We start from the raw sequence: 23,239 nt of genomic DNA, 5'->3' as shown, positions 1-23,239 counted from the left end.
ACTCAACTGGTTAGACGCTCTAAGAGGCCTTGGCGTTTTCCCTGGCTCACGACATCGAGAAAGCCGGACCAGGAGGCTTCCTGGTCGGAAGGAAACGCGACGAAGCCTAAAGGTGTGCAAGCGCCCCTTTGTCCGCTCCATCCCACAGAAAAAGTATAATCGCCGCTTTGACCCTTTGGCACAGCTTGCATGTCCAGCCAAACGCGCTGGCGGGGATGCAGGGTTTTCGAGACCGCGCCTCTTGGCGACGTCCAGCGTAACTCTGCATTCGCGGTTTCATGTTCGTTTACAATCAAAAGCCTCATCTGAAGTGATTGGCCCCGTTCAAGGTCGACGTGGGCCGACAGCTTTACTTCTCTGAACGCGCCGTCTTCACATCCCTGCCTTGAGGCTATCCAGTTTGAACCACATTGAAATCGCTCTGCGGACTGCACATTTTGATGATCAGCCGCAAAGCCGCTGTTCCGGAACGCGTAGAACTCACCAAACTGAAGTGTAGCGGAGCCGGATCTACCCGTCCAAGCGTAAGATTTTAGCTTCTGCAACATCCAGTGAGGGCGCTTCCGCTCTGTGTCTTCTGCGCCAGCCGTCTCACGATGCCGCGCGCCATTTTCTTGAACGGCACGCGTCAGGCGAGATAGGCTTTTGATATTGGAAAAATCAACGTAATCAACGATCGCTCGACCCCAGATCCGGAAGTTCGATTCCAATAGCCCTGAAATAACGGGGCAACCCATGCGACGCGCGATCGTAATCCAACGTGCACCATCCGCGCAATCGTCAACAATGATCGCAAGCCGCGCGCTCTTTAATGCAGCAATTCCCTCTCGCGAGTATATGTGAAATGAGTTACCGGCCGTCAAAATCGTCGACGGAATGTTGCTTGAGGTTTTATGCTCGTAGAGAACCTGATATCGATCAGCACTTCCAGCTTCTTCCACTGCGGAAAGTATATTTTTCAGTTTTCCAGAATCTAAATCCCGGGCAACAATTACTACGGCATTTCCACTTACAGTCATTTCCGCAACGTCCGTCACGTCTCGCTCGACCTGGAAGACCTGCGAGAGGGGATGTTGCGTAATTGATGCAACGCTATCAAGAGTGGACACGGTCCGCCCGTCGATGGCCAATGTCAGCGTGCTCAGCAGTCGAGCACTGAGATACAACGCCGACTTATCGTTTAGAAACGACACAGCGCTCGTCTTATCCATGTTTTTGTCGATGAAGAGAATGGGAAGCAAGTCACGCTCATGCATCTCTTCCAAAATCGCCGCGCCGACACCCATCACATCCAGCCATGCATCGATGCCGATGATAACTGCTGATTTATCAGGAACACATTGTCGCGCGACGTAGTGATGAGCGTCCTCGTTGCTGCTCAGCCCGTCGAGAATCTCAAACTCCCCTCGGGAGGAGAGCTGACAAATCCCGAAGGAACCGCCGCTCTGAATAGAAGGCAGACACTCGTCCCGATAGAGCGTTTCTTTGAACCTGCCAATCGGGTCGGAGATCAGGTCTAAGCTTGTCACGCAAAGAAACACTGGACGGCCTAAGACGGAATATGATTTCACCGGCGCTCGCCGCTTCTCGATATCCGGAAGATGCAACTCTACCGGTACGCCGAGAAACCTCAACTCCTTCTCAGCATGATATTCCCGGGGATCCAGTTCGAGAGCACGTAAATACCAGTGCGTTGCCTGGTCTATGTCGCCCAGCAGCTTCACACAATGTGCAATTTGCAGAGCCGTATCGGCATTCGCTGGCTCTAGATCGAATGCTGTCTTGTATGCAGCAAGTGCCGCGAGCCGGTCACCGCTCTCCTTGAGGGCGTGGCCATACTGCACCCAAATATGGTCCAGCGACTTATCGGTATGCAGGGCCTGCGCATACAGATCTCTAGCCTGCTCCCAGCGACGTAAATCCCTGTTCTGGTCGGCTGAAGCTATAAGCTTCTGCGTCTGCAGGCTTTTGCTGCGCTTTCGTCCTTGGAAACTGAATTTCATGTGCCACTCTAACCGAACACGATAGATTGGATGCCGGCAGTCTCGCCATTCGACGATTCACTGTTCGTTACCATTTCAATTTGCAGGTGAAGTTCATTGTCGATGCGTATTGCTCGCAGCGGTATTGGCACCTCAATAACGCTTTGATCTGTTAGCGGCCCCGCATCGAGTAGAACGTTGTTCAAGATGAGGCAATAACGTACCGGGTCGGTTACCAGCCGCTTGATGTTGATCATTAGCTTGCTGGCGGCTGCGGTCCTGACATCGACTCGAAAGCCAAGCACCAGCTTCTCTCCCGCGACCCATGCGATGTTATCTCGCAGCCTCACTGCGCCGTCCAAGATATAAGCGCCATCTGCCAGTTCTTCTGAACGAAGACTGTTCTGGTTGAGCCACGGCATCCGGTCCGCAGCTGACCTCAGTTGGCCCTGTCGTGGCGGATTTTTTGCCGACGGGTTGTAATTGAAGTTGTCATCTAGAACATCTTCGAGATGGACACCGCTTAGATCGGATCCAAAGCTCAGGTTTCGAGCGAGGAAAGAGTTGTACGCGTGCAGGCTCGCGTAATATGACGCGATCAATCCGCGAAGAAAATCCTCGGAAACCAGTTGAGGGACCGATGGGAGGACTGGCTCAGCCTGTTTTATGAAATCTATGATTTTCAACTTAGAATCGAGCCACGCCATATGGCCGTCCTCTACAGACTTGATCGCCATGGCGCTCATCTGTCGTCGCTGGGCGGCGGATCCTACGTCGATCTTCTGGGACGCGTCCGCGTTGAACAGAAACCCGTTAACGCCATTCGATATGTATTCGTCGTGCGTCGCATCGTCGTGACCGCACACAATCATGCCGCGCGCCATGGCTTCGAGAAAGCTCATGCCGATCCCTTCGGCGCGGCGCGGCGCAACAAAGAAATTAAATTGCTCTAAGAGTTCTCCGTAAGCTTCCTTCGAAGGGAGCCATTTAGAAAAACTGAGCTCATAGTCCTGACGTTCCGTCGCCAGGAAAGACTCGGCATCGATTGACGGGTCATCGAGAACGTTATGGATATGAACAGCGCTCAGAGAGTCCCCGAACATCCTCTCAATCGCGTGCAGATTGATGCTATGTTCAGGGCGCCTCTGCCAGAGGAACACCCGTACATCCTCATGCTTGTCTGACAGGCGCGCGTCGACTTTAAGCTCGGGGTAGTAACGGACTAGCAGCGAATCTCCGCCGAAGCTTCTGACGCGCTCGTGGAGACGCCGGCTGAAGTTGATGAATTTAGCCTTCCGCGACCAAAGCCAATGCAAGTCCGGCATTGGCCCTGAACCGTCATACATGGGAATGACGACGGTCGGGATGCTTCTTGCTAGAAAATACGGCGCAAGGAAATCCATCTGCCACAAAACGGCGACGTCATGGCCGGTCGCTTCGCTTATTTTTAGTATATCCTGAGGCGTCTGGGGATCAGCGTAAAAGACCTCCACATCGAAGAACTGGCGAAGCAGCTCAACAAAGAAGTTACTCGAAGAGGTGATCTGATGGTAACTGTGATCGACGAAAAGAACTTTCATGACTGCACCGGGAGCCAAGACGCGTAAGATTGTTTAACGTCCTTCCTGAAGCGATAATTCGACTGCATTGTCTGAATGGCCATTGTTTCTCTCGGCGTTTGAGCCAACTTGAAGATGGCGTCAACCATCTCTTCTGGTGAAGAAACCACCAGACCGCACCCATAGTAGCGTACCTGATCTGCAAACGCAGATCCATCATACGTGATCACCGGTCGGCAGAAGGAAACACCTTCCATCATTGCTGCCGATCCACGACGCTCATAGATTGTCGTGTCGTAGGGGAGCAGCAATGCAGACGACCTTCGGTAGTTGTCGAGCATCGCAGCTTCGCTGATGGTCGGCTCGCAGACCTCCACCCCGGGGATGGCGTAAAGTGCGGACGTGTAATTTTGCCAATGCTTTCCTTCTCGGTAAGGCAGAGACTGCGTTATGAAGCGAATCTTGAGATCTTGAGAGCGGCGCCTGACTTGCGAGAAAATTTCAGCGAGCGTGAGGAAACCCTTGTCGAAACGAGCGGAACCGGGGCAGAAGTAAGTAAACTCCGCGCCGCTAGGTAGTGGCATGGGAGATCCGAAGTCGGGATAGGGCGTTACGGAAACCACATCCCCCAAAAGCACCGCGAGGAAATCAGCAAGTCGCGGCGTCTCGGCACTGCAAGAAATCTTCAGTCCTTGCTCCTTCGCCCGCCTGATCCTCGCGATCAACTCAGGAGTCGGATCACGATAACTCGGGCTCGCGTTCTCCATCACACCGATAAATCGTAAATACAAGGTGGGGCGAGAGGATGCAGGCATCTCGAGGAAAGCGTTGATGGCACCCGCCACGCCGTAAAAATCAAGATGGGGAAAGAAGACGGCGTCATTCGCTGAAATCGCGAACTGTGATACCATCTTAACCGCGTCCTCGGTTGCGACCCATTCAAGCACATCGATGTATCGAAGAGGGCAATCACGAAGCTTATCGGCCCCCAGTGGTTGATGATTCGGCGATTGTATGTATCCGTCGTAGTAAAACTGATAAAAAGGCTCAAAATCGTAAAATTTAGCTAGCTTTTGATCAAGCTCTTTACAGCATAGAGCAATCGCATCAGAGAAATTCTCCTTGAAAGCGTCACGAAAATACTTCAGTGCGACGACATTATGTCCAAATGATTGGACGCATGCGGGGTCGCAGATAAACAACCTCATTTACGATACCTTTTCAAGTCTCTGAGACACGCTGCACGGCGTAGTGCCAGGTAATATATCTTTCGCTAAAGCCGGCGAGCATCAGCCCAGCTCTCTCTATTTATTCCAAAAACCTTGAACCACAGAAGTTGGCCGCGGAAAAATGAGCAGAAACGAGCCGCGGCATGTATGGCGCGGCTCTTATAACTACTTCTGAGCAACATTCTCGATAAACCACCGAAACGACTTTTCGATACCGGCTTCTAGGGAGTTTTTGGGGGACCAACCCATCGACCTCAACTTTTGGTCGGACATCAGCTTCCGCGGCGTCCCATCCGGCTTGGTTTCATCGAAAACAATATGTCCTCTAAAGCCGACGATATCGCACACCAGACGCGCAAGCTCCGCAATGGTTACGTCGCTTCCGGAACCCACATTGACATGCCGCGCGTCGGAATAATTTTTCAAGAGGAAGACGAGAGCGTCCGCACAGTCCTCACTGTAGAGAAACTCTCTGCGCGGGGTTCCGGTGCCCCAGACGACTATTTCGCTCCTACCCTGAACCTTCGCTTCGTAGGCCTTGCGCATCAGTGCAGGCAGGACATGACTCGACGACAGATCGAAATTATCACGGGGGCCATAGAGATTTGTCGGCATCGCGGAAATGAAATCTGCCCCGTGCTGCTTCCGATAGGCCTGGCATAGTTTTATGCCAGCGATCTTTGCGACGGCATACCACTCGTTTGTCGGTTCAAGCGGTCCAGTCAGGAGAGCATCTTCGTCTATCGGCTGCTCGGCGTTTTTCGGATAGATGCAGCTCGATCCTAGGAAGAGCAGTTTTTCAACCCCGCTGTGAAACGAAGCTTCAACTACATTCGCTTCCATTATCAGGTTTTGATAGATGAAATCAGCAGGAAAGCTATCATTGGCAAGAATTCCGCCAACTTTTGCCGCAGCCATGACAACAGCATGTGGCCGTTCCCTCGACAGAAAAGCCTCCACGTCGGCTTGGCGTGTCAAATCCACTGTCTTTCGATCGGTTGACAAGACCTCGCAATCTTCGGATGCAAGCGCGTGCACCACGGCACTACCAACCATACCCCTGTGACCCGCAACCCAGATGCGCTTACCGCTCAAGGAATACATGAAGTTACGCCTCTTTCATCACGGTGCTGGTCTTCATGATTTTCAGGTCCTCCCTCACCATCTCACGGGCAAGGTGCCTGACATCCGTCTCATGCCTCCAACCGAGAACCAGATGGGCCTTGCTGGGATCGCCCAGGAGCAGATCCACCTCGGTCGGCCGGAAATACCGCGGATCCACGGCAACGAGGCATTTTCCCGTTTCAGCATCGAAGCCCTTTTCTTCGATCCCACCGCCTCTCCATTCAATGGTCTTTCCAGTCTCCTCGAATGCCCACTCTACGAACTGTCGAACCGATGTGGTCACGCCGGTCGCGAGGACATAGTCATCCGACTTTTCTTGCTGGCACATCAGCCACATGCCCCGCACGTATTCTCGCGCATGTCCCCAGTCACGCTGTGCGTCCAGATTTCCAAGGTAAAGCATGTCCTGCTTGCCGAGGCTTATGGCCGCCGCAGCACGCGTAATTTTGCGGGTAACGAACGTCTCGCCGCGTAGTGGGCTCTCATGGTTAAAGAGAATCCCGTTGGAAGCGTGCAAGCCATACGCTTCGCGATAGTTGACCACGATCCAGTAGGCATACAACTTTGCCGCGGCATAAGGCGAGCGAGGATAGAAAGGCGTCGTTTCGCTCTGTGGAACCTCTTGCACCAGTCCATAAAGCTCGGACGTCGATGCCTGGTAGAAACGCGTCTTCTTCGTCAGACCCAAAATTCGGACGGCTTCCAGCATCCGCAATGCACCAATGGCATCAGCGTTGGCTGTATATTCCGGCGTTTCAAAACTCACCTGCACATGACTCTGCGCTGCGAGATTGTAAATCTCGTCAGGTTGAGTCTGCTGAACGATGCGGATCAGATTCGTCGAATCTGTCATATCGCCGTAATGAAGGAAAAATCGGGCATTCGCATCATGCGGATCCTGATAAATATGCTCGATGCGTTCCGTGTTGAACGAGGAAGAGCGACGCTTGATGCCGTGGACGATATAGCCCTTATCAAGAAGCAATTGGGCGAGATAAGCCCCATCTTGACCTGTCACGCCAGATATCAAAGCTACTTTCTGGTCCGCCAATTTCAGTTCTCCAATTCCAGTCACAGGGGCTGGTTAAAACAGATCGCGAGATCCGGCAAGGCCTCTGGACGATTACAGCCTAAGAGCGAATGCCGTCTCGGCGACTTCTATTGGGGCGACACAAGAGAGCTCACATACTGTGCACCAAACTCTTAACCGCCCCGCGCGCGATGTCGGTAGCGCTTTTAGCGGCCTCTGTCCACCTCGGCAGCACGTCGTGACGCCAGTACTGCGACGGCATGTGTTATCTCGATCGACATTCTCTCAATGATGATAAGCGCCGCCCTTTGCCTTCTCGCATCGACCTACTGGTCCTGCGATCGATGTCTACGCGGTACTGGTTGTCGTGATCGACACTTGTCGTTCTAAGGACTCGCCCCGATGGCCGGACGGCAGCGGCGCACCGTGTCGGGGGTAGCCAAAATGTCGTACGGCGCCCCTGTGGCCCACGGCGCTCATGGCAGAATCTACGGCAAGGCGAATCAGCCGGAGCACAAACTGAAATAGCCCCATAAATCTCAAGACACGATCTCCCACTTATTAAGTGAGCAAGGTAATGTGCCCATTATGGCTATCTGTGGAAGCGCCCCGAGTGCGACAACAGAGAGAAAGTCCGCGTTGCCTTCGCCGCCCTCGACTTCTGTGACCGTGAGGCTTTGAACCGCGCCGGGTTTGCCGGAGGCTCCAACTTCTGAGAAAGTGGAGCCATGACTAGCAAGACAACAAACAAATTTTCATCTGAAGTCCGCGCTCGGGCGGTGCGGCTTGTTTTCGACCACGAAGCCGAACATCCCTCCCGCTGGGCGGCAGTCTCCTCGATAGCTGCCAAGATCGGCTGCTCGGCGCATACGCTCAATGAGTGGGCCAAGAAGGCGGAAGTCGATACTGGCAAGCGAGCCGGGTTGCCGAGCGATATGGCCGAGAAGATGAAGGCCCTGGAGCGCGAGAACCGCGAACTTCGTCAGGCCAACGAGATTTTGCGCAAGGCGTCTGCTTATTTCGCCCAGGCGGAGCTCGACCGCCCACTGAAGCGATGATTTCTTTCATCGATGAACACCGCTCAGAGCTCGGGGTCGAGCCGATCTGCAAGTTGCTGCCGATTGCCCCGTCCACCTATTATGACGCCATCGCCAAACGGCTGGACGTGGATCGCTTGTCGGTCCGCGCCCGCGGACATGGCCATGAAGATCGAGATACGCCGGGTGTTCAATGAGAACTTCAGGGTCTATGGCGTGCGGAAAGTCTGGCGGCAGTTGCAGCGGGAAGGCTTCGACATCGCTCGATGCACTGTCGCTCGGCTTATGAGGGCAATGGGTCTCCAAGGCATTATTCGTGGCAAGCCGATCCGCACGCACGACCGTCAGCGACAAAGCGGCTCCATGTCCTCTCGACCGGGTAAACCGCCAGTTTCGCGCACCAAGGCCAAACATGCTGTGGCTTTCCGATTTCACCTACGGTGCGCCTCGCCCCAATCGGGGAGGCATATGACTGGAATGCAAAAGAGAAAGGAGGATGCGAAGGATTGCCTGCCCTCTGCTGTAAGGGGGCATGAGCCCAAGCGGCGGTGACCTGCCGTCAACTGGCAGGGTGACGTAGCCCGCAGGTAAAGGGGATTGAGGCGAAGCCGTTACGCCGAGATGGTTCCCGAGGCTGAAGTATTGGAAGGTTGAGGAACACGAACCGGTTAACCCGCATCTGAGGGCTGGAATGTCGCCTTCGCCTACACGGCTTAACAGGCGAAATGCTGATGATGACGCCTGAGATGTATGCCAGCGTCATCCCAACACGGACGAACACGTAGGCTGTCCGTGGCAGCCATGGGGAGAATGCAGCCAGACCATGGCATCGGCATCGACTTGCGGAAAGCAAGGGAAAAGACTGCGACCGGCAGCCTCACCAATACGCAGACGTCCAGCATATGAACGAGGGAAGGCATGATGGAATGACAACGAAGTTCTGCGTCGCAAGGGAGTTGACCCTGATGTCCATCGTGTTGGCGGAGTTCTCGTAGTAGTCCGCGGCAGGGAAAGCCTGCCACATGGCGAAGGGGAACAGTTCAAACTGCTTGAAGTGCAAACTATCTGACCAAGCGAGGTGAAGACCTTTGATAATCAGCGAAATGCAGCACAAGCTCGCAACATGGGCCGAACACGATCCGAACCGAAGGTTCGATCGGCTTCTTCGGCTTATTGCCAACCGGGAATGGCTTGCCGAGGCTGCCCGGATCGTTTTGGCGTCAAGTGGCGCACGAACACCGGGCATCGACGGAATGGACAAGCAACGACTGCAGGTCAAACTGGATCAGCATCTGGACGGCTTGCGGACAAGCCTGCTGGAGGAGAGTTATCGCCCTCAGCCGGTCAAGCGAATCTATATCCCGAAATCCAACGGCAAGCTACGACCACTGGGTATTCCGACCCTGACGGATCGCATCGTCCAACGCGCCATGCTGATGGCCATGGAGCCGATCTGGGAGAGCGATTTCCATCGTTTGTCCTACGGCTTCCGGCCGGAACGGAGCGTGCATCATGCCGTCCGCACCGTGAGGATACAGCTACAGGATGGAGCCGATACGACGAGGGGCCGCTGGATCATCGAAGGTGATCTGGCCAGCTACTTCGACACGGTCCATCACCGGCTGCTTCTGAAATGCGTGCGGCGACGGGTGCAGGACGGTCGGTTCGTTGATCTTCTCTATCGGCTCCTGAAAGCAGGTCACATTGATCGTGGCCTGTTCATGGCCTCCAGCGAGGGTGTTCCGCAAGGTGGCGTTCTGTCCCCGCTCCTGTCCAACATCATGCTCCACGAGTTTGATATGTGGCTGGAGACGAAATACCTGAACAAGAAAGCCCGCAAGGATCGATGGGCATGGAACTTCGGCATCCAGCAAGGCAGGCCCATTACGGTTCGCGAGAACCGGCAATGGAAACCGGCCGTCGCCTACTGTCGATACGCTGACGACTTTGTCGTGATCGTAAAAGGAACCAAGGCTCAGGCAGAGGAAATCCGCGAGGTGGACTTGCTTCGGAAAAGTGGAGAGGTTTTCTTGAGTTGAAAGGAAACCGGAATGCCGAAGCAGAAGAATTTTACGAAAGAATTTGAGAAGGAGGCAGTGCGCCTAGCGCAGACGAGCGGCCGGACGCAGCGCGAGATCGCCCAGGATTTGGGCGTCGGCCTATCGACGCTGGTGCGCTGGATCGGCCGTAGCCGTGATCAGGCGATGGATGCGCCGACAGGGGCGGCTGCCACCGAGGACATGGTGGCCGAGTTGAAACGGTTACGCCGGGAGAACGAAATCCTGCGGCAGGAACGCGAGATATTGAAGCGTGCCGCAACTTTTTTCGCCAAGGAGGGAAGTCGATGAAGTTCCGCTTCATCGACCAGGCGAAAACGGAATTCCCCGCATACCGTCTTTGCAAGGTTCTGGGCGTCAGCCAGAGCGGCTATTTTGCCTGGAAGGATCGACCCGCCAGTCGTCGGCAGCACGAGGATATGGTGATGCTGGCGCATGTGCGCTCGGCCTATGCGCTTTCTCACGAGACCTATGGCAGTCCACGCATGACGCGAGAATTGCAAGACTGCGGCTTTGCCATCGGTCGACGACGAACTGCCCGGCTGATGCGAGAAAATGGCCTCCATGCCCGGCAAAAGCGGCGGTTCAAGCGCACCACGGATAGCCAGCATGCGTTTCCGGTCGCGCCGAACATCATCGATCAGGACTTCGCTGCGACCGGGCCAAACCAGAAATGGGGTGTTGATATTTCCTACGTATGGACCCGCGAGGGTTGGCTCTATCTTGCCGTTGTCATCGACCTGTTCTCTCGCCGCGTCGTCGGCTGGCATGTCGGCGATCGGCTACATCGCCAACTGGCAGTCAATGCTCTTCGAAAAGCCATTGTCATGCGTCGTCCAAAGCCTGGCCTGATCCATCATTCCGATCGCGGCAGTCAATATTGTTCGATTGACTATCAGGCGCTGCTGCGCAGCAAAGGCATTCTGATCTCGATGTCAGGAAAGGGAAATTGCTACGACAACGCGATGGTCGAAACGTTCTTCAAAACGTTGAAATCAGAACTGATCTGGAGGACCATCTATCAAACGCGAGACCACGCCGAAATTGCCATTGCCCGTTACATCGACGGCTTCTACAATCCCGTTCGCAGGCACTCGGCGCTTGATTATTTAAGCCCCGCACACTTCGAGAGACTGGCCGCATGATCTGAAATCGCCTCTCCACTTTTCCGAAGCAAGTCCAAGGAATGCCGGGCGCTTCTGGAAGGTGAGTTGAAGTTGACGCTGAACATGGAGAAGACCCATGTCACTCACGTCAATGATGGCTTCGTCTTTCTGGGGCACCGGATCATCCGCAAGCGAGGGGCGCACGGACGGATGTCCGTCGTCACGACGATACCCAAGGAAAAGGCCAAGGGGTTTGCTCGCAGACTTACCGAAATCCTTTCCGGCAATCATAGTGTCAGCACGGTCGATATGATCGCCAGCCTGAACCGCCAGTTGGTGGGATGGGCGGCGTTCTACAAGTTCACCGACTTCACGGCGTACGTCTTCCGACGCATCGACCATGTCGTGTTTTGGAAAATGGCGCATTGTCTGGGACACAAATACCGCTCCCGCATCAAACCCTTGATGCGAAAATGGTACCGGGTCCCGGAACCGGGCAAGGCGAAAACCTGGCTCGTGTTTGGTCGAAATGAACGCGGCGGCCCCGTCGGAAAAGCGTTGCAACGGCTTGTCTCAAGCCCCAAGGCGCAGTTCCGGTGGCGCAATCCGGAGGCGAATCCATACATCTTCCGGATCGAAAACCGCAGTACCGTCACATCGCACTATCATGATGTTGCAATGGCCATGGGCCAAGCTTGAATAGAGAGCCGTATGCGCTGAAAGGTGCAAGTACGGTTCGGGGAGGAGAAGCGCATCTGCGCTTCTTACTCTACTGGCCACCTGGCAGGGCTTCGTTTACGTGGCTTTCGTGATCGACGCGTTCGCCCGTCGCATCGTTGGCTGGCGCGTGAGCCGCACCGCTCATGCCAGCTTCGTCCTCGATGCATTGGAGCAGGCACTCCATGATCGGCGGCCAGTTCATCGCGGCGGGCTCGTCCACCATTCGGACTGCCCAATACGTGTCGATAAAATACTCTGAGCGACTGGCAGAGGCAGGGATAGAACCCTCCGTTGGCAGCGTCGGCGACTCCTACGACAATGCGCTGGCCGAAACGATCAACGGTCTTTACAAGGCCGAGGTCATTCATCGACGCGGTCCCTGGCGAAACTTCGAAGCTGTCGAATTCGCTACCCTTGAATGGGTCGACTGGTTCAATCACCGACGGTTGCTGGAGCCCATCGGCAATATCCCGCCAGCCGAAGCCGAGGAGCGATATTACGCCATGCTGGACGAACCAGCATTGGCCGCATAACTTAAACCAAACGGCCTCCGGCAAACCCGGCGCGGTTCACTATCTCCCATGTCGCGACCACCGAAGGCATCAAGAGCGAGGTCGTTCAGGAGGTCATCACCGCTGCAGAGAACCGCTTCGTTCGGATCAACACCCTTCCAAAGCCCATCGAATGACTCACGGACAACGGCTCGTGCTTCACCGCGAAGGATACGAAATCGCTGCTGCGGGAGATCGGTATGGAGCCATGTTCGACGCAGGTTCGCAGCCCTCAGTCTAGGAATGTCAGTTCGCCGAAGATCATCGACGAGATCGCCCCGGAACCGCCAACACCTCTTCGGCAAGAGAAAATCAGCGACGACAGACGGGAACCTATCCAGCAAGGAGACCCTCCCGGGGTTGCCGAGAGGGTCTCCTTCACTCGGAGCGTTCGAATTCTGTGAGCGTCGCCAGGGGAAGGAAGACCCGGCTGCTGTCAACCCGTTAACCGTGAAAACCAGCCAATAAATAACGGCATCGAGCGACGCATCACTCCAACAGGTTGGGATCGCGGGCCATGTCCCTGATTTCATCTCACAGCATCCACGACACGCTTTACCACTGCCGTTGGATGCAGAACCGTACAGATGGTGACCTCTCATCGAGAATTTCTTCTGCAAACTCAAAAGGTCCAAGCGCAATTTTAAGGGTTTAGATCAGCCAAGCTTCGTTGTTGGCCGCTTCTCTATTTTTGGCAAGGCCGCATGATTATGGTAACGGATGACGTCGGTGGGCACACGCCGCCATTTGGTGACGGCATCGTCTGGCGCCGCGTTGCAAATCGCTCCATCGTTTCGTAAGCTGTTACCCCAGTATTGACAAAAGCCTACCCTTGGCCGAAATGTGCCGCAACGTAGCTTGAAATTCAGCTCTAGGGTTATTGGATGATATTTCTATATGGCGCTTATGGAACCGGCAACCTCGGTGACGACGCAATCTTAAAATCGGCTTTGCAGCGATACGGTAAAGAGAACTGTAAAGTCATCGCTTATGGCAAATTGTTCCTGAGAGAGCCCATTGGATTCATCGACCATTTCGAGTTTCTTGCAAACCCAGAAAGATACCTGCATCACAGCGATACCCTGATATTTGCGGGTGGTGGCCTATTCTGGGCGGCCAGTCATGCTGAAGCAATGGCGAAATGTGCACGAGATGCGAAAGCGATTGGCTGCGATGTGAAGGCGGAAAGGCTGGGGGCACAAGGGGTCCACGTGGCGGTTGATGCGGCTAAGGAGTTCTTTTCTCTTTGCTCTGAGATAAGCGTTAGAGATGAGCATTCCGTCGAAGTTTTAAAGTCAACCGGCGTGACTGATCGAGCAATTTATAAACCGGATTTCGTGCTGGAGCTTAGAGATTTACCCCCACGCGCTCTAGATAGCAAACTCGTTACAATTGGCATAAGCCATTCGGCGGTACCGTTCTATCATGATGCTGATCACCGAAAAAAAGCTCTTCACGTTTACACGGAGATTGCAAAGCAATCAAATGATATTGCAAAATTCATCTACATACCACACACGCGTCACTTCAATGTGATTGCTCAAAATGACGTGATTTATGGAGAATACTTTTGGCAGGCATCAAGAGGCTTGATTGACGCATTGCCATTTCCAGTAGACGTGGAAGCATTGCTCGAATATTACGCAAGAGTTGACGGGGTCATTGCCTGGCGCTACCATTCACTAGTCATGGCCAAGATTCTTGGCGCGCAAGCAGCCTTTCTCGGAGAGCCTGGAGGGCATAAATATGGAGCGTTTGCAAGAGAGAATAACCTTCCGCAAATCGATTTCCGACTCTCCACGGCCGAAATTATTGCATCTGGGCTCAGGTTTGTCCGGAGAATAAAAGACGCTAAATCTGCGTGACGCGTTTTTTCTGGTATTGCTCTGAATTGTCGGACAGATAATCTACAGGAGACACTATGGATCGTCGATCATTTCTGCGATCCGGGATGTTTGCTGGCGGGGGTTATTCTGCAGACCAGTTAGCTAGAGTTAGTTTCGCAAAAAAAATTACTCCGGCTAGTGGAGAGGGTGCCCTCCAAGGCAGCGCAAGCCTATACGATGTTGTTCCTGAAGCCTTGCAGGCTGATTTTCGAACTGGTCTTTTTTCCGGAGATGCGACTCCATATTTCCAAGCAATATGTGACAGGATCAACCCGGGCGGCGCTGGGCGGCCCGGTCTCGGGGGGATTTACATCCCTGGTGGTAGATATCCTGTTGTCGGCAGCATTCCAATGCAGGATGGTATCGAATGGCGCGGGGACACTAAAGAGGGGACGAGGATACAGGTAACTGGAAGCGAGCCAGCGTTTAGCGGAAAGGGGGATGAGAAGAATCTGGTAGGCCGAGCCGCAGTTCGAGATCTAACTATTATAGGGGCAGGCAAGAATCAATTTTACAGTTATGGTATAGAGTTGGTATGGATGCACAATCCTGTCATCGAGAATGTGCAGTTTCAAAATTTGCGTTGGTGCATCACTCAAGAATATACGGTGAATGCGCTCATCACGAAGTGCACATCTGTTGGCAAGCCTAGATCAATTCGCGGATATTTCTGGATGAAGGCAATATCTGCAGCTACGCATCACGGTTGCGATAATACTGCGATGATGTCTGACTGCTACTTCATGGCTGGCGATATCGGTTTCTTGTTACATGGCGCGAACGGGCTGCAGACTGGAGGGAATGTGAATATGCTCCAATGCACCAACCGCATTGGTGCATTCGCTGAAACCAGGCCAGATGGGAGCGAGTTCATGCCGGGCGAGAATGAAGACCCCGTTCACTTCCTACACTTGGACGGATTTCATACCGACAGTACACCAGACGGTTTGCCTGCTCTTTACATTCGCAGAGGAGATATGCCAGCGATTGAAGATGTTAGAGTGACATCCATGTGGGGCGGAAATATTGCCGGCGGGGACGGCGTAAACGGCACACTAATTGCTGCGGATGGTGTCACGGACCTGATAATAAATGCTTGCCAGGCTGACTCCTTAGGTCGCTCCTTTGCTTCACTAACTAACTGTGAGCGAGTAAGCATAACCGGGTGTGTTGCTAAGAAGTACGGTGGTGGTGGCGCTGCAGCAGCCATACATCTTCGTAGAAGTAAGCTAGTTTCGATGTCAGGGAATTCGTTCAGCAAGCACGCTTTAAATGCGTCTCCCGAATGTATAAGAGCCGAAGATAGCGAGCGAATCTCTGTTGCCAATAATGTCTTTGAGACTGGTGGCGGGACCGGCGTCGTATTATCAAGTACGACGAAAAGCGTCGTCAGCTCGAATATATTTGATGATGGCGCTGTTCCTGTGCTTGAGACGGGAACCGCTAATTTCAACCGTATCATGAACAACGTCTGCACAGTCGCTCCAGAAATCGTCGGGCTCGACACGCTGCATGCCTTCAACGATTCTGCGACAACCTGAGCCTGCCGACACGGCTGTGTGTCAACGGCGGATCAAAAACAGGCCGGTGTGGCGGAGTAAAAGCAGGCCACCGGACGCTCACGGGCCGATAGCGCCTATCGCTCTTTGAGAAGGACCGGATGAAGCTCTTCATCGGCATCAGCAGAGCGAAGGTCAAGATTGGCATGGCCAATATCGCCTACAACATGCTCCGCTATGTCTGGCTGACCGGAAAACCGCAGGCGGCATGACGCCGAGGGGCCGAAGGGCCGGAATGCATGCCGCCGAGGCGGCATCATTATCAAAAATGACAGGATTCCTCGCCAGGTTCACCGGAAGACGGCTTTACACCCCCATCAACTCAACGGCAGCCGGTAAATAGAGGTGTCCAGTTCATGGAGGCACGCGATGAGAAACGGCTCTTGAAGCCGCAACGCGAACTGCAGGCCGTAAAGCTGCTATTCCAAGATTTGGCTTTCATCGGTCTCGCCAACAAATTCGAGCTCGCCGTTACCCGCTCGCAGACGGTCGGCACCCAGAAACATTTCGGCTTCGTCTACCGAGGTCATTTCCAATATTTTGAAATTGTCGATGACGAAGACGTCATTGCAGTATTTTTTGATGAGGTTGGGCGAAGAGGTCATGATCAGGAAGCCCGAAGACTGCATTCTTTCCAGAACAAGCTCCTCGCATCGTAGCCTGAAGGCGGCGCGACCACCGACTAAGCTTTCATCGACGATGTAGGTCTCAAACGGGATAGCGTAGCAGGATGTGAACAGAAGTTTCGTGCGTTCATCGCGGTTCAAGTCCTTGAATGGCTTGTCGATTGCCTTTCCAATTTCCGTGAAATCCACGACGAAGCGGATGATTGGAACAGGATCGAAGCCGAACACACGGCAAAGGAACGCGAGATTTTCTCGACCTGTCAAAGCGCCGTTAAAAACCCCCCCGGAGGCAACGGGGAAGGAAACCAGCGACGAGCGTCGCACCCGGCCTATATCGGCGCGCAATTTTCCCGTCGTCAGATTGGCAAGCGTCGTCTTCCCGCTGCCGGGCGACGCCAGAACGCCGGTGAGCCGGTCACCGATAAATTCAGCGTCTGCGCCCTCAAGGACCTTGGTCCGCGACGTCTTCTGGCGCAGCGTCTTGTGAACATTGGTGAAGCTGATGCTCAAGATTGGTCTTTCATCTGGTTATTGTGCACATCGCCCGCCCGCGAGACGATCTCGGCCAACCAGCCCGCTCCATCCAGAGGACTCAAAAACGTCGTGCTGGCCGGTGCAATTTCACGAAACACTGGAATGTCGGAGGCGACACATGGAACGCCGAGGGCTGCAGCCTCCAACATGGGAAGCCCGAGCCCCTCCGCAAAGGAGGGAAACAGAAGCGCCGTGGCGTGTTGCAGCACTGTCTGAACTTCAAAATCAGAAAGATCGGCGAATTCGAATACCGTATCCGTTATCGCCGGGCAACGTTCCAACATGTCTACCACATTTTCATTTTCCCAGCCCCGCTTTCCGATAATGCAGAGACGCGGCTGGTTTTTAAGCTGAGACAACTCACGCCAAATCTGCAGCAGCAGAAGATGGTTTTTTCGAGGTTCGATTGTTCCGAGAATGACAAAATAGGGACTGCTATTTTCTAGAAATGCGCTGACGGACGGTGTTAGAGGCGTCGCTGGCATAAGTCTGAAATCAAGCGTTGGCACGATGACGTCGGTGGCTGCGAGCTGCCAGGCATTCTCCGCCGCGAATTTCTTGACGCGCCGATCGGTATCGTTCGAATTGCTGACGGCGATCACAGGCGCATCCGTCAGCTCTTTCAAAAAGCTCGAAAACTGCTGCTTCGTCTCCGGCCGTTGATATTCCGGATACTCGATGGGGATCAGATCATGAATGTAGATCAGACGCTGCATTTTCCGATGCGGATCGAGGCCGCTCATCCCTCCCGCAATCTTTCCCACACCCGAATGCGAAGCCACGACATACGTTGTTTGCGCAGACACGATTCTGTCGCTCGGGGGAAAAAAATGGCTGCGGACACGTGGCTCGTGCTTGAGTCGAAGCTTGGTCAACGCACTCGCCTTCGCCACGGAAGATGGATCGTCGTTCCACAAATGTTGGAGGCGTGAGAGTACGGCCTTTCCAAGATCCTGCGGCAGGATGCAAACGCCATGTCGGCCTGCGTGAACGAAATGACACTCCGAGCCAAATCGTTTCAACAAGTCCAGACCGATCGCAAGATCGATTCGGTCCACGCCGGTAGCAAAAGACTGCTCGTAGCTGCGGACTAGACGTGAAATGTCGAAAAGCACCCGAGGTGTTTCGATCGAAAGGGACCTCATTGAAAGACGATACATCTATGCCTACAAATCTAGAAACGGCCGTTTGCAACAATTGGAAGAGGACGGCGTACTCAGCCAATCGCCCGTTTTTTTTGCTCCCACAAGCGCCACTTTCGCATATTAAATCGATATGGTATACGCCGCCGCAACTGAAACGGCGGTGCATTCTGTGGGAATATCCCGATCCCAGTTCTATCCGGAAAAGCCGAAAATGGTGAAAATTGTCGCAAGAACTCCTTGAAATCGTTCGCTCCAAAAAGTCAATTCCCCTTTCGTGGGTGACGACCAACAGTGATCAGAATTATCTCAATCTGGGCGACGCCTTGTCACCTGTCATCGTATCGATGATGTCCGGATTGCCCGTCGATCACACCGCGTCCAAGTCGGATATGGTACGGCTGGCGGCGGTCGGCACCATCGGTCATATGTTTGCTGGCGGAAACGTATCGTTTTGGGGAACCGGAACATCGCCCAGCGCCAACCCGAATCAAACCGATCAGCCAAAGGTCCCGTACGTCAGGCCCGCAGATACCAGGATCCATACCTACGCCACCCGCGGCCCGTTCAGCCGGCGGATCCTGGCGCCGGATGCAACCGGTCCGGCCGTCTACGGCGATCCCCTATGGCTTCTGCCGCGCTTTCACCAAGCGCCTAAAAAGAAGACTTATGAGTTGGGCGTCATTCTTCATTTGTCGGAACTGGCGGACCGCGAACACGATGCGCATCCCAGAGCCGATTCGAGGCGTCACGATATCGCCTCGGAAGATAGCAAAGCGATCAAGTTGATCAATACGGTGACGCCTGTTTCGATTGAGGGCCTGAGGGAACGGCTCGACGAAATTCTGGCTTGCAAACGTATTGTCTCCACAAGCCTTCATGGAATGGTGTTCGCAGAATCTTACGGTATCCCCTGCCTCTATTTCTCACCGAGAGCGAAAACATCAGGGCTCGGGCGCATCGATCTTATGAGCGAAGAAGGGCTGGATCTGCGATTTGTCGATCTCTATCGCGGTTTAGGGCAGGATCATCTCGATGTCTGGTACCAGCCGCGCACGGAAGAAACGAATTGGGATGCTCTGATCCGGACCATCGACGACGTCTGGGAGCCGAAATATCTCTCTGAAGATCCGCTCATCGAATCGTTTCCGCTTCGTTTGTCCATGCTGGAAAAAGGCGCGACCGGCAGCGCGTTCGATCATCCATTAATTCGTTCCGTCCCGACGAAGAGAGAAGCGGGGCTGATCGTGCGTGCCAAGAACGGCCTGCTTTCGCGCATTTTGCGGCGGGCACGATAAGAGGATGGTGGTTTCGGTGGGTCTGGGTGCTGCAAGACGGCTGTTTCGCCGCAAGATCACGTCGCCCGCGGATGGCGTACTTTTGAAGGACAATGAAACGAAGAGCGAGCGCATTCGTCTCTCCTGGGTCTGGACCACCGGGCAGCATCCCGATGCGAACCTGGGCGACGCGCTCAGTGCGGTGATGGTATCGGCCATTTCGGGATTAAAGATAGAGCCTGCCGCTTTCAATTACGACAACGAGAGAATGACGGCCGTCGGAACCATCGGCCATGCCCAGTATGGGGCCAAGGTCCACGTCTGGGGCACCGGCTTCGATTTGAAGCGAGGACCGACTGGCGCCATCGGCGACTATCGGGTTCCCGACAACACGCAACTCGTTGTCCATGCGGTCCGGGGGAAACAGACGGCGGCCGGGCTGCGCAGGCTCGGCGTGGAAGTTCCCGACATTTTTGGCGATCCGGTCTGGTTTCTGCCACGCGTGTTTCCGTTTGCCGATCTCAAGAAGGAATTCGAACTGGGCGTGATCGTCCACATTTCCGAGCTGGACGAGGCAACCGCGCGCGCATCCGTGCGCAAGAACCTCGAACGCTACAGGGTTCCACCGGAACTCTCCCAAAACATCAAGATAATCAACACATATACCGGCGCCGATATCGCTGGAATGCGTGCCAAGATACAGGAAATCGTCTCCTGCCGGCGTATTCTTTCCACCAGTCTTCACGGTTTGGTCATTGCTGAGACGTACAACATTCCTTGCGCCTGGTTCTCAACCAATCATGGCGGGTCCGGGTTTTTGCCCATCGACGGATCGCGATCAATCGATCATCGCATGATCGATTTTTACGGCGGCGCCGATCGGGATTCGGTCTTGAGTTATCTTCACCCGCTTCATCAGGAAACGGATTGGGAAAAGGCAATGGCGTTCATCGACAATCATTGGCAGCCGCTGAGCTACACGGGAGAAGCGCTCTTCAATGCGTTTCCTCTGCCTCGCGCGGTTCAGTTCAAGGACAAGGTATGGCGGTGTTCACAAGAAGTGTTGCAAGGAAACCGCTATTGATCGCAATGACATACGATGTCGCGTCGCTTTTAACTCAAAACTGTTGTTTTCTTGAGCTGCGGCTTTGATGTCATTGTTTACGCGCCGGTGTTGATATATCCAATGCGGCACCGGAATTTGATTATGAAAATGGGCTTGCTAGCAAGTCCGGCGATACAGGGTTCATATGCAGTTTTTGGATAAATTCGCCAAACTTTCATTGGCTGCGGTTTGTGTTGCCATGTCGTCGTGCACTATGCCGAGCTCGGGCCCCAGCGCAAACAAGATCCAGGCTGAAGCCAAAGACCAATATGCGCCCTACACGCTCATCAACGTGACCCCCAATGTCGTCTCTATTCTGGCTCAGGGCTTTGACCGGCAGCTCGCTGCATCGCTTGGAAATACCAAAAAACGCAGCTCCGCGCTAATCGGCGTCGGCGACACAGTCATTATTTCCATCTGGGAAGCATCGCCAGACGGTTTGTTTTCAAGTTCGGGCCGCGGCGGCGGAACCCAGATACCAGAGCAGCCAGTTTCGGAAGCCGGCACGATCTCCGTTCCTTATGCCGGTGTTATAAAGGCTGCAAACCGGACGCCGGAACAGGTCAAGGAATCGATCGAACAGGCGCTCGTCCGGATGGCGGTTCAACCTCAGGTTCTTGTCAGTGTGGTCAAGAACGTGTCCAACACGGTCACGGTGACGGGCGAAGTGGCAAGCAGCGGGCGAATTCCGCTTTCCCCGCGCGGTGAAAAACTGCTTGACGTTATTGCCATGGCTGGTGGCCCCCGTATCGAATCCCATCAGCTTTCTGCTCAGATCACGCGTGGCCGCCGCACCGAGACCATTCCGATGGAGCGCTTGATTTCCGATCCGAATGAAAACATCTATGTTCAGCCTGATGACGTCGTTGCGTTGATCCGTCAGCCGAGGAGCTTCACCGTTTTTGGTGCGTCCATCGCTAATGCATCGATCCAGTTCGACGAATCCCAGCTTTATCTCAATCAGGCGCTGGCGAAAGTCGGCGGCCTGAACGACGAACGGGCGAATGCGAAGGGCGTCTTCATTTATCGGACGGAATCGACGGAATTGCTGCGTCAGCTCATGCCCGAGAAGAATTTCTCCACCTATGGGTCGGCTGCAAATGTCATTTACCAAGTCGATCTCAGCGATCCGAGTGGCTTCTTCCTGTTGAAGAGTTTCAATCTGCGCAATCGTGACCTCATCTACATAGCGAACTCGTCTCTTGCCGAAGTTCGCAAGTTTGCAACACTTGTCAGCTCGACCGCTGCGCCGATTGCCCAGGCTGCATCCGTTTCGAATACGCTCACTGATTTGGGAAATTAGCGCTTGAGAGACGGATCTGTCTCAAAGCTGCCAACTTGCTAAGCTTAAAGCGCCACAGGTCAACACCGCTGGCGCTAGTGATCAGGGGAATCGCTTCAGGTTAATTTCTGCGTCTGAACGATGATGCTTTCGAGGTAATCGTTGTTGAGATTTGCCTTTTTGCGCCTGACCTTGAGGCTGTGCCTGTCGTTTGCGGATCTGACGAGGTTGATGGCCATGTGTTTGACGACCGCCATGTTTTGCGGTCCGAAGCCGGTCCTGAGACGAGCGAGATCGTCGTGGAAGACGACATCGAGGACCCAGTGCAAGCGATTTTCGATGCCCCAATGGGCGCGGACGGCGGCAGCGAATGTGCCGGGGTCGAGCTTTGCTGAAGAGAGATAGTAGCGCCGTTCGGTCTCTATTTTTCCGGCCCTTTCGGTGCGGCTCTCGACCATGGCGATCATGGCCAGATGCGGGAAGTGCGGTTCGCCGGTGTAACGGCGATCGGACCAGAGCCAATCGACCTCGTGGCAAACCGTGTGGCGGCGCTGTTCCAGCCGGCCATGATCGCTTTCGACGATGATCTTGCCGCGTTCGATCATGTCGGCGGGCGGATCGGCGAAGAAGCGCGCGACCTCCTCATGGAGGGCGGGGCGGTTGGCCTTGAGGGCAAGAAGATAGTCGCCGCCGCGCCGCACGATAGTCTCGGCAATCGCCGTCTGCGTTCCCATGGCATCGATGGTGACGATCGCGCCGGTGAGTTCGAGCCGTTCCAGCAACAGCGGAATGGCGGTGATCTCGTTGGACTTGGCGTCCGTCGCCTCCTGTGCGAGCACCAATCGCTGCCGGCTCGCCCAGGCCGAGACGATATGCAGCGGTTCGCGGCCCTTGCCGCGGGCATGGCTTCGGCGCGAGGTCTTGCCGTCGATGGCGATGACCTCGGGATCGTCGTCCCGCAACGCCTCCACCCACGAGGTGAAGCAGGATTTGAACAGGTTCGCGTCCAGCGCATTGATCACGTCATTGAGGGTGTCATGGGACGGAAGACCGCGCTCAAAGGCTAAGAAACGCCGCAGAAGATCCATCCGCTCCTCGCCCCAGAGCCGGATCTCCACGAAATCCTCCATCCCACAAAGCGTCGCGCAGAGAACCAAAAGCAGGATTTCCGGCAACGGATAGATCACCCGCCAGCTTTGCCGAGGATCGCTAAGCGCTGAAAAATGATCGAGGATGGCGCGAGAGGGCTGCAGCGGTTTAGGCATGGGAGGCTCCGCAGAATCAAAGCCTCCCATGAATCATAGGAACACCGTCAAGCGCTACCGCTCTCCGAAAAAGCTGAAGCGATTGCCCTGCGCTAGTGATCCGCCACGCTTTTCCGAATGGTGGAACTGTGTTATGAGGCTCCCTTACGGCGGGGATTGCGCCCAGT

At 54.5% G+C, this 23,239-nt stretch carries 16 protein-coding genes, 3 pseudogenes and 1 other annotated feature; of the genes and pseudogenes, 11 read left to right on the top strand and 8 right to left on the bottom strand.

Features of this window, described 5'->3' with window-relative positions; genetic code table 11:
- Positions 1–2: 2 nt before the first annotated feature.
- From ACSQ3F_RS24100 to gmd, 5 genes are all read right to left on the bottom strand, one after another.
- Complete coding sequence (locus ACSQ3F_RS24100) at positions 3–2,003, bottom strand: hypothetical protein (RefSeq protein WP_436102725.1); 2,001 nt, start codon at positions 2,001–2,003, stop codon at positions 3–5.
- 8 nt (positions 2,004–2,011) lie between these two features.
- Positions 2,012–3,562 carry a glycosyltransferase gene (locus ACSQ3F_RS24095; protein ID WP_436102724.1) on the bottom strand — a complete coding sequence of 517 codons (1,551 nt, stop codon included), beginning with the start codon at positions 3,560–3,562 and terminating at the stop codon, positions 2,012–2,014.
- The gene (locus ACSQ3F_RS24090; RefSeq protein WP_436102723.1) at positions 3,559–4,749 is read right to left on the bottom strand and encodes a glycosyltransferase; all 1,191 of its coding nucleotides are present in this window, start codon (positions 4,747–4,749) and stop codon (positions 3,559–3,561) included. Before ACSQ3F_RS24090 ends, ACSQ3F_RS24095 begins: the two co-directional genes overlap by 4 nt.
- A gap of 186 nt (positions 4,750–4,935) precedes the next feature.
- Entirely contained in the window at positions 4,936–5,874 is a 939-nt protein-coding gene (fcl, locus tag ACSQ3F_RS24085) for a GDP-L-fucose synthase (RefSeq protein WP_436102722.1), read from the bottom strand.
- A 4-nt stretch (positions 5,875–5,878) separates the two neighbouring features.
- On the bottom strand, positions 5,879–6,946 hold the full coding sequence (gene gmd / locus ACSQ3F_RS24080) for a GDP-mannose 4,6-dehydratase (protein WP_436102721.1): 1,068 nt from the start codon (positions 6,944–6,946) through the stop codon (positions 5,879–5,881).
- A gap of 707 nt (positions 6,947–7,653) precedes the next feature.
- Here gmd and ACSQ3F_RS24075 point away from each other — a divergent pair.
- The 8 genes and pseudogenes from ACSQ3F_RS24075 to ACSQ3F_RS24040 form a co-directional block, all read left to right on the top strand.
- Positions 7,654–8,407, top strand: a pseudogene (locus tag ACSQ3F_RS24075) (IS3 family transposase); the annotation flags it as partial.
- Positions 7,938–8,054, top strand: a sequence feature (AL1L pseudoknot). Its footprint overlaps the pseudogene before it by 117 nt.
- A 643-nt stretch (positions 8,408–9,050) precedes the next feature.
- Positions 9,051–10,001 (top strand): reverse transcriptase domain-containing protein, encoded by a 951-nt coding sequence (locus tag ACSQ3F_RS24070; protein ID WP_436102720.1) that lies wholly within the window; start codon positions 9,051–9,053, stop codon positions 9,999–10,001.
- 12 nt (positions 10,002–10,013) lie between these two features.
- Positions 10,014–11,164 (top strand): IS3 family transposase gene (locus ACSQ3F_RS24065; protein ID WP_436102719.1). Its coding sequence is split into 2 segments (ribosomal slippage): positions 10,014–10,281 and positions 10,281–11,164, totalling 1,152 coding nucleotides; the frame shifts between segments, so codons are not numbered across the junction.
- A 66-nt stretch (positions 11,165–11,230) separates the two neighbouring features.
- Entirely contained in the window at positions 11,231–11,824 is a 594-nt protein-coding gene (locus ACSQ3F_RS24060; RefSeq protein WP_436102718.1) for a group II intron maturase-specific domain-containing protein, read from the top strand.
- A gap of 67 nt (positions 11,825–11,891) precedes the next feature.
- Positions 11,892–12,378, top strand: a pseudogene (locus ACSQ3F_RS24055) (DDE-type integrase/transposase/recombinase); the annotation flags it as partial.
- A 32-nt stretch (positions 12,379–12,410) separates the two neighbouring features.
- A pseudogene (locus tag ACSQ3F_RS24050) lies at positions 12,411–12,647 on the top strand (IS3 family transposase); the annotation flags it as partial.
- Positions 12,648–13,280: 633 nt separating this feature from the next.
- A complete protein-coding gene (locus ACSQ3F_RS24045; RefSeq protein ID WP_436102717.1) occupies positions 13,281–14,261 on the top strand; it encodes a polysaccharide pyruvyl transferase family protein in 981 nt (326 codons plus the stop codon).
- A 56-nt stretch (positions 14,262–14,317) separates the two neighbouring features.
- Positions 14,318–15,823, top strand: coding sequence for a right-handed parallel beta-helix repeat-containing protein (locus ACSQ3F_RS24040; protein WP_436102716.1), 1,506 nt, complete (start codon positions 14,318–14,320; stop codon positions 15,821–15,823).
- Between the two features lie 437 nt (positions 15,824–16,260).
- On the opposite strand, the gene ACSQ3F_RS24035 is transcribed toward ACSQ3F_RS24040, so the two are convergent.
- Together ACSQ3F_RS24035 and ACSQ3F_RS24030 are read right to left on the bottom strand one after the other, a co-directional pair.
- The gene (locus ACSQ3F_RS24035) at positions 16,261–16,977 is read right to left on the bottom strand and encodes a hypothetical protein (RefSeq protein WP_436102715.1); all 717 of its coding nucleotides are present in this window, start codon (positions 16,975–16,977) and stop codon (positions 16,261–16,263) included.
- On the bottom strand, positions 16,974–18,116 hold the full coding sequence (locus ACSQ3F_RS24030; RefSeq protein ID WP_436102714.1) for a glycosyltransferase family 4 protein: 1,143 nt from the start codon (positions 18,114–18,116) through the stop codon (positions 16,974–16,976). The genes ACSQ3F_RS24035 and ACSQ3F_RS24030 overlap by 4 nt, the downstream gene beginning before the upstream one ends.
- A gap of 251 nt (positions 18,117–18,367) precedes the next feature.
- Between ACSQ3F_RS24030 and ACSQ3F_RS24025 the strand changes: the two genes are divergently transcribed.
- From ACSQ3F_RS24025 to ACSQ3F_RS24015, 3 genes are all read left to right on the top strand, one after another.
- Positions 18,368–19,441: a polysaccharide pyruvyl transferase family protein gene (locus ACSQ3F_RS24025; RefSeq protein ID WP_436102713.1), complete on the top strand. Its 1,074-nt coding sequence runs from the start codon at positions 18,368–18,370 to the stop codon at positions 19,439–19,441.
- A gap of 82 nt (positions 19,442–19,523) precedes the next feature.
- Entirely contained in the window at positions 19,524–20,504 is a 981-nt protein-coding gene (locus tag ACSQ3F_RS24020; RefSeq protein WP_436102712.1) for a polysaccharide pyruvyl transferase family protein, read from the top strand.
- A 166-nt stretch (positions 20,505–20,670) separates the two neighbouring features.
- Positions 20,671–21,828, top strand: coding sequence for a polysaccharide biosynthesis/export family protein (locus ACSQ3F_RS24015; RefSeq protein WP_436102711.1), 1,158 nt, complete (start codon positions 20,671–20,673; stop codon positions 21,826–21,828).
- 95 nt (positions 21,829–21,923) lie between these two features.
- Here ACSQ3F_RS24015 and ACSQ3F_RS24010 read toward each other — a convergent pair whose 3' ends face one another.
- Positions 21,924–23,072, bottom strand: coding sequence for an ISAs1 family transposase (locus ACSQ3F_RS24010; RefSeq protein ID WP_436102710.1), 1,149 nt, complete (start codon positions 23,070–23,072; stop codon positions 21,924–21,926).
- Positions 23,073–23,239: the final 167 nt, after the last annotated feature.

The organism is Pararhizobium sp. LjRoot238 (assembly GCF_964252955.1).
Taxonomy (GTDB): Bacteria; Pseudomonadota; Alphaproteobacteria; order Rhizobiales; family Rhizobiaceae; genus Pararhizobium.
The sequence above is the reverse complement of the archived record's forward strand: the minus strand, read 5'-3'. Positions and strand labels throughout refer to the sequence as shown.

What these genes read in the sequence shown, in the direction of transcription:
- ACSQ3F_RS24095 (WP_436102724.1), bottom strand. Translation starts at nt 3,562, where the DNA reads ATGAAAGTTCTTTTCGTCGATCACAGTTACCATCAGATCACCTCTTCG.
- ACSQ3F_RS24010 (WP_436102710.1), bottom strand. Translation starts at nt 23,072, where the DNA reads ATGCCTAAACCGCTGCAGCCCTCTCGCGCCATCCTCGATCATTTTTCA.
- ACSQ3F_RS24040 (WP_436102716.1), top strand. Translation starts at nt 14,318, where the DNA reads ATGGATCGTCGATCATTTCTGCGATCCGGGATGTTTGCTGGCGGGGGT.
- fcl (WP_436102722.1), bottom strand. Translation starts at nt 5,874, where the DNA reads ATGTATTCCTTGAGCGGTAAGCGCATCTGGGTTGCGGGTCACAGGGGT.
- ACSQ3F_RS24090 (WP_436102723.1), bottom strand. Translation starts at nt 4,749, where the DNA reads ATGAGGTTGTTTATCTGCGACCCCGCATGCGTCCAATCATTTGGACAT.
- ACSQ3F_RS24100 (WP_436102725.1), bottom strand. Translation starts at nt 2,003, where the DNA reads ATGAAATTCAGTTTCCAAGGACGAAAGCGCAGCAAAAGCCTGCAGACG.
- ACSQ3F_RS24045 (WP_436102717.1), top strand. Translation starts at nt 13,281, where the DNA reads ATGATATTTCTATATGGCGCTTATGGAACCGGCAACCTCGGTGACGAC.
- ACSQ3F_RS24015 (WP_436102711.1), top strand. Translation starts at nt 20,671, where the DNA reads ATGCAGTTTTTGGATAAATTCGCCAAACTTTCATTGGCTGCGGTTTGT.